Origin of the sequence: Dietzia sp. SLG310A2-38A2 (genome assembly GCF_014145095.1) — a bacterium.
Lineage (GTDB): Bacteria > Actinomycetota > Actinomycetes > Mycobacteriales > Mycobacteriaceae > Dietzia.
Genome location: NZ_JAALDX010000216.1, coordinates 1 through 6,011, shown reverse-complemented (window position 1 = coordinate 6,011; position 6,011 = coordinate 1). Strand labels below are relative to the sequence as shown.

Here is a 6,011-nt window from a genome sequence, read left to right as displayed (position 1 = left end):
TAGTCGGCCGCCGGTCCCTCCGGAACGGTCGCGCAGTCGGTCGTGGACGAGGTGGGCCGCCGGAACACCGCGTCGGTGCCCGGCACGCCGGGATCGTTCGGTGTCGTCGTGGGCGCGACGGTCGCCGACCCGCCGCGACTGGACGCGCTGTCCGGACCGGTACTGATGCCGGGGGTGGGGGAGCAGGGGGGGACGCTGGCGGACGTCCGGAGGATCGCCGGACCCGCGCTGCCCCACACGCTCGTCAACGTCTCCCGGCACGTCCTGCGGTCGGGTCCGGATGTCGGCGCGATGCGTGCGGTGGTCCGCGACCTGGCCGAGACCTATCGTTTCGCCGGGCCCGCCTGAGCGGTCCGGCGCCCCGGCGCAATGCTGGTGTCACAGCGGATGGCTGGCGTCACAGGGGCCACGTCGCGGGGCGCGATGCCGTGACCCGGTCGCGCCATTTCGGGCGGTTCGGTTCGCGAGAGCGCGCGACCGGCGTTAGTCTTCTCCTCACCTCACACGTCAATCCGCAGTTCAGGCGGGGTGCCACGCCGGGCCCCGCGCGACGACGAGGCCATTCGGCCGCGTACTGTTGCTGAGGTCATCAGGCCCGACGCCGTGCCGGTCTCCCGCGAGGGGGGCGGAATCGCCCGGGTACGGTGAGCACGAGGGAGCGCCCGCTCCCGGCACGAGCCGCAGCCCGCGGACGCGCCGGGGCCGGTCACCGCACACCACACGTGGATGTCCTACGGTGGACACCCGCGTGAGTCATGAGACACACACGAACGAGACGGAGGAATTGTGGCCCTTCCCCAGTTGACCGATGAGCAGCGTGCCGCTGCTCTGGAGAAGGCGGCTGCCGCCCGTCGCGCCCGGGCTGAGCTCAAGGAGCGCCTGAAGCGTGGTGGCACCGACCTCAAGCAGGTGCTCAAGGATGCCGAGAGCGACGAGATCCTCGGCAAGATGAAGGTCTCGGCGCTGCTCGAGGCCCTGCCCAAGGTCGGTAAGGTCAAGGCTCAGGAGATCATGACCGAGCTGGAGATCGCACCGACGCGTCGCCTGCGTGGTCTCGGAGACCGCCAGCGCCGCGCACTGCTCGAGCGGTTCGACTTCACGGTCGACTGATCGACGCATGAACACACCGTCATCCGGGGTCTCGTCCCCGGAAGCGACGGCGAAGAGGGGCCGGCTGATCGTCTTGGCCGGCCCCTCCGCCGTCGGCAAGTCAACCGTCGTGGCACGCCTTCGTGACCGCGTTCCGGACCTCTACTTCAGCGTCTCCATGACCACCAGGGACCCACGTCCCGGCGAGGTCGACGGGCGCGATTACCACTTCGTCAGCACAGAGGAGTTCCGCGAGGCCGTCGACCAGGGTCGGATGCTCGAGTGGGCCGAGATCCACCGGGGCCTCCAGCTCTCGGGCACCCCGGCCGACCCGGTCCGTCACGCCCTCGCGGAGGGCCGACCGGTCCTCATCGAGGTCGACCTCGCCGGTGTCCGGCAGATCCGTGAGTCCATTCCCGAGGGACGCACCGTGTTCCTGTCCCCGCCGTCGTGGGAGGAGCTCGAGGTCCGTCTCCGCGGCCGGGGAACCGAGCCGCACGAGGTCGTCGCCCGCAGGCTCGAGACGGCGAAGGTCGAGATGGACGCCCGCGGGGAGTTCGACGAGGTCGTCGTCAACGACGAACTCGAGGTCGCGGTCGATGAGTTGGTATCATTGCTGGTCGGCCAAGACTGACGCCGAATCAGACGCTAGAGCACCACCCAGGCCAGAGCACCACCCAGGCTGTACCCCAGAGGAGAACCCATAGTGGCCACCATCGAAGCCGCAGCGGCAGCCCCGTTGTACGACACCCCGATCGGTATCACCAACCCGCCGATCGACGAGCTCCTCGAGCGGGCGTCCTCGAAGTACGCACTCGTGATCTTCGCCGCCAAGCGCGCACGGCAGATCAACTCGTACTACAACCAGATCGAGGAGGGCATCCTCGAGTACGTCGGCCCACTGGTCGACCCCGGTCTGCACGAGAAGCCGCTGACCATCGCGCTGCGCGAGCTCCATTCCGACCTGCTCGACTGCGCCGAGGGAGAGTGACCCACTCCGGGGGCGACGTGCGCCGCACGCGCGTCGTCGTCGGGGTCGGCGGCGGAATCGCCGCCTACAAGGCCTGTGGCCTGATCAGGCTCCTCACGGAGTCGGGTTGCCACGTCGACGTGGTCCCCACCGAGGCGGCCCTGCGATTCGTCGGGTCCGCCACCTTCGAGGCCCTGTCCGGGAACCCCGTCTCCACCGGGGTGTTCTCGGACGTGCCGTCGGTCCGCCACGTCGCCCTCGGGCAGCGCGCAGACCTGGTCGTCGTCGCCCCCGCGACCGCCGACCTGCTCGCGCGGGTCGCCTCCGGGCGGGCGGACGACCTGCTCACCTCCACCCTCCTGACCGCGCGGTGCCCCGTCCTGCTCGCGCCGGCGATGCACACCGAGATGTGGGAGCACCCGGCGACGAGGCGCAACGTCGACACCCTCCGGGGCGACGGAGTCCACGTCATGCCCCCCGCATCCGGGCGACTCACCGGGGCCGATACCGGCGCCGGTCGACTGCCCGAACCGGCCGACATCGCTCGTCTCGCGAGACTCCTGCTCGACGGCGGGGGGCTCCCGTGGGACCTGGCCGGGAAGCGGGTCGTGGTGACGTCAGGGGGTACCCGCGAGGAGATCGATCCCGTGCGGTTCCTCGGCAACCGCAGCTCCGGAAAGCAGGGGCATGCGATCGCCGCGGTCGCGGCTGCGAGGGGAGCACAGGTCACGCTCGTGACCGCCTCCGAACTGCCGGTTCCGGCGGCCGTGGAGGCGATCCACATCGACTCCGCTCTCGAACTGCGCGACGCCACCTTCGCCGCCGCGGCCGACGCGAACGTGGTGATCAAGGCCGCGGCGGTGGCGGATTTCCGCCCGACCGACGTGTCGTCCTCCAAGCTCAAGAAGGACAGCGGGTCCGAACCGGCCCAGATCCGGTTGGAACGCAATCCGGACATCCTCGCCGAGCTCGTTGCAGCCCGAGGGTCCGGAGACATCCCCGCGGGGTGCGTCCTGGTGGGGTTCGCCGCCGAGACCGGTGACTCCACGGGATCCGTCCTCGAGCACGGTCGGGCGAAGCTCGCCCGAAAGGGGTGCGACCTCCTCGTCGTCAACGAGGTCGGGCGCGGCACCACCTTCGGCCAGGACGTCAACGGTGGGTGGATCCTCGACGCCGCGGGCGGAGAGAAGCCGGTGGACAGGGCGAGCAAGGATCTCCTGGCCGGCCGGATCCTCGACGCCGTGGTGTCCGTGGCCGCGGCACCATCCGCGCGGACCGCCGCGGAACGCACCGGCTAGTCTGTTCCCACGCGATCGACCGATCACCGCATCCGGCACCAGGAAGAGAGAACCACTGTGACGCAGGCACGTCGGCTGTTCACCAGCGAGTCCGTGACCGAGGGGCATCCGGACAAGATCTGTGACGCGATCTCGGACGCCATCCTGGACGCGATGCTGACACAGGACCCCGAGGCCCGCGTCGCCGTGGAGACCATGGTGACCACCGGCATGGTGCACGTGGCCGGTGAGGTCAAGACGAGTGGCTACGTGGAGATCCCGCAGCTCATCCGCGAGAAGATCGTGGAGATCGGATACGACTCCTCCGACAAGGGCTTCGACGGCGTCTCCTGTGGCGTGTCGATCTCGATCGGACAGCAGTCCCCGGAGATCGCCCAGGGCGTGGACACGTCCCACGAGGCACGGACCTCCACCGACCCGGTCGAGGACGCGATCGCCCGACAGGGCGCCGGCGACCAGGGCCTGATGTTCGGTTACGCGTGCTCGGACACCCCGGAGCTCATGCCGTTGCCCATCGCGTTGGCTCACCGCCTTTCGCGCCGGCTGACCGAGGTCCGCAAGGACGGCACGTTGGCCTATCTGCGGCCGGACGGCAAGACCCAGGTCACCATCGAGTACGACGGCGACCGGGCGGTACGCCTGGACACCATCGTCATCTCGACGCAGCACGCACCCGAGATCGATCTGGAGACGACGCTGCGCGACGACCTCACCGAGCACGTCATCGGGCCGGTCCTGGCCGAGGCGGCGGCCGGTATCGAGACGGGCGATTTGCGCCTCCTGGTCAACCCGACCGGCCGGTTCGTGCTGGGCGGCCCGATGGGTGATGCCGGCCTGACCGGTCGCAAGATCATCGTGGACACCTACGGCGGGATGGCCCGTCACGGCGGTGGCGCGTTCTCCGGCAAGGACCCGTCCAAGGTCGACCGTTCCGCGGCGTACGCCATGCGGTGGGTCGCCAAGAACATCGTCGCCGCCGGCCTGGCCGAGCGGGTCGAGGTCCAGGTCGCCTACGCGATCGGCAAGGCCGCCCCGGTCGGGCTGTTCGTCGAGGCGTTCGGGACCGAGAAGGTCGACATCGCGGCCCTGCAGGAGGCCGTCACCGAGGTGTTCGATCTGCGTCCCGGCGCGATCATCCGCGACCTGGACCTCAAGCGTCCGATCTACGCCGGGACGGCCGCCTACGGTCACTTCGGCCGGACCGATCTGGACCTGCCCTGGGAGAGGACCGACCGCGTCGACGAGCTCAAGCAGGCCGTCGGGCGCTGACGACCGTCCCGGTTGTCGGAGCGGGGTGCGAGAGTCCGAGGCCGTGACCACGACGCGCCCAGCGGCCCGGGTCGCGGCGGCTGATGCCCCCGTGGCCCGGGTCCTGCCTCTGCTCGGTCTCCCGCATCTGGATCGGGAGTTCGACTACCTGGTCCCGGAGTCCCTGGCCGGTCAGGCGATCCCGGGTACCCGGGTCCGCGTGCGGTTCGCCGGCCGCCTGGTCGACGGGTTCCTCATCGAGCGCTCCGCCGAGACCGATCACCGCGGGGAGCTCGCCTGGCTGGAGCGCGTCGTCTCGCCGGAGCCCGTGCTGACGCCGGAGTCGCTACGCCTGGTCGAACTGGTCGCCCGACGGTGGGTGGGCATGCGCTCGGACGTCCTGCGACTGGCGATCCCCCCGCGGCACGCGGCGGCCGAGAAGTCGGTGCCGGACCGGGAACCACCACTGGGCGTGACGGAGGGACCGGTCGAGATCCCGGTCGGCTGGACCGACCACCCGATGGTGGCCCGATTCCTCGACGCGGCAACCGGGGGGGTCCCGGCGCGGGCCGTCTGGACCGTTCCGCCCGGACGGGACTGGGCGCGGGCACTCGCCGCCCTGGCGGACTCGGTCAGGCGGAGGGGGCTGCAGGTATTGCTGATCGTCCCCGACCAGCGGGACGTCGACCGGCTGACCGCGGAGTGTCGGCAGATCGTGGGCGGGGGAGCCACGGGGCGGGACATGGTGGTCGACCTGTCCGCGGGGATCGGCCCCTCCGCTCGGTACCGGCGTTGGCTCCGGGCCGTCCGGGGGCACGCCCGGATCGTGGTGGGGACGCGCAGTGCCGTGTTCACGCCGCTTCCGGAACCGGGCCTGATCGTGCTGCACGACGACGGCGACGACTCGTTCGTGGAACCCCGCGCCCCCTATCCGCACACCAGAGAGGTCGCCGCGCAGCGCTCGGTGCTCGACGGCACCCCGTTGCTGCTGAGCTCTGTTGATCGGACCCCGGAGGTGGCCGAGTACGTGCGGTCGGGCTGGGCACACGAGATCCGGCCCGAACCCGGGCTCGTCCGGGGGCTCGCCCCGCGCGTCGTCGCGTTCTCCGACGCGGATCCGACCCAGGCCCGGGATGTGGCCGGCGGACGGACCCGGTTGCCCGCCGTGGCGGTCACGATGGCCCGGGAGGCAATCGACGTGGACGCCCCGGTGCTCGTGCAGGTCCCGAGGAAGGGGTACATCCCGACACTGCTGTGTGGGTCGTGTCGGACCCCGGCCCGGTGTCGCCGGTGCAACGGTCCGCTCCGCGCGGGTCGGATGGATCCCGTGTACGGGCCCGTGGAACTCGCCTGCGGCTGGTGCGGCGCACCGGAGCCGGGTTTCCGGTGTGTGGCCTGCGGGTCCC

General features: G+C 70.9%; 6 protein-coding genes and 1 pseudogene. All 7 read left to right on the top strand.

Annotation, left to right across the window (positions count from 1 at the left end; all coding sequences use genetic code 11):
• Positions 1-348 (top strand): annotated as a pseudogene (locus tag G6027_RS18710) (orotidine 5'-phosphate decarboxylase); the annotation flags it as partial.
• Positions 349-786: 438 nt separating this feature from the next.
• The gene (gene mihF, locus G6027_RS08155) at positions 787-1,110 is read left to right on the top strand and encodes an integration host factor, actinobacterial type (RefSeq protein ID WP_007631925.1); all 324 of its coding nucleotides are present in this window, start codon (positions 787-789) and stop codon (positions 1,108-1,110) included.
• 7 nt (positions 1,111-1,117) lie between these two features.
• The gene (gene gmk, locus G6027_RS08150) at positions 1,118-1,723 is read left to right on the top strand and encodes a guanylate kinase (protein WP_182636732.1); all 606 of its coding nucleotides are present in this window, start codon (positions 1,118-1,120) and stop codon (positions 1,721-1,723) included.
• 72 nt (positions 1,724-1,795) lie between these two features.
• Positions 1,796-2,080, top strand: coding sequence for a DNA-directed RNA polymerase subunit omega (rpoZ, locus tag G6027_RS08145; protein ID WP_107747549.1), 285 nt, complete (start codon positions 1,796-1,798; stop codon positions 2,078-2,080).
• Positions 2,077-3,357, top strand: a complete 1,281-nt coding sequence (gene coaBC, locus G6027_RS08140; protein ID WP_182636731.1) for a bifunctional phosphopantothenoylcysteine decarboxylase/phosphopantothenate--cysteine ligase CoaBC — start codon at positions 2,077-2,079, stop codon at positions 3,355-3,357. The genes rpoZ and coaBC overlap by 4 nt, the downstream gene beginning before the upstream one ends.
• A gap of 57 nt (positions 3,358-3,414) precedes the next feature.
• A complete protein-coding gene (metK, locus tag G6027_RS08135; protein WP_182636730.1) occupies positions 3,415-4,626 on the top strand; it encodes a methionine adenosyltransferase in 1,212 nt (403 codons plus the stop codon).
• Between the two features lie 43 nt (positions 4,627-4,669).
• Positions 4,670-6,011 (top strand): primosome assembly protein PriA (locus tag G6027_RS08130; RefSeq protein WP_182636729.1); only part of this gene is annotated, 1,342 nt, incomplete at its 3' end.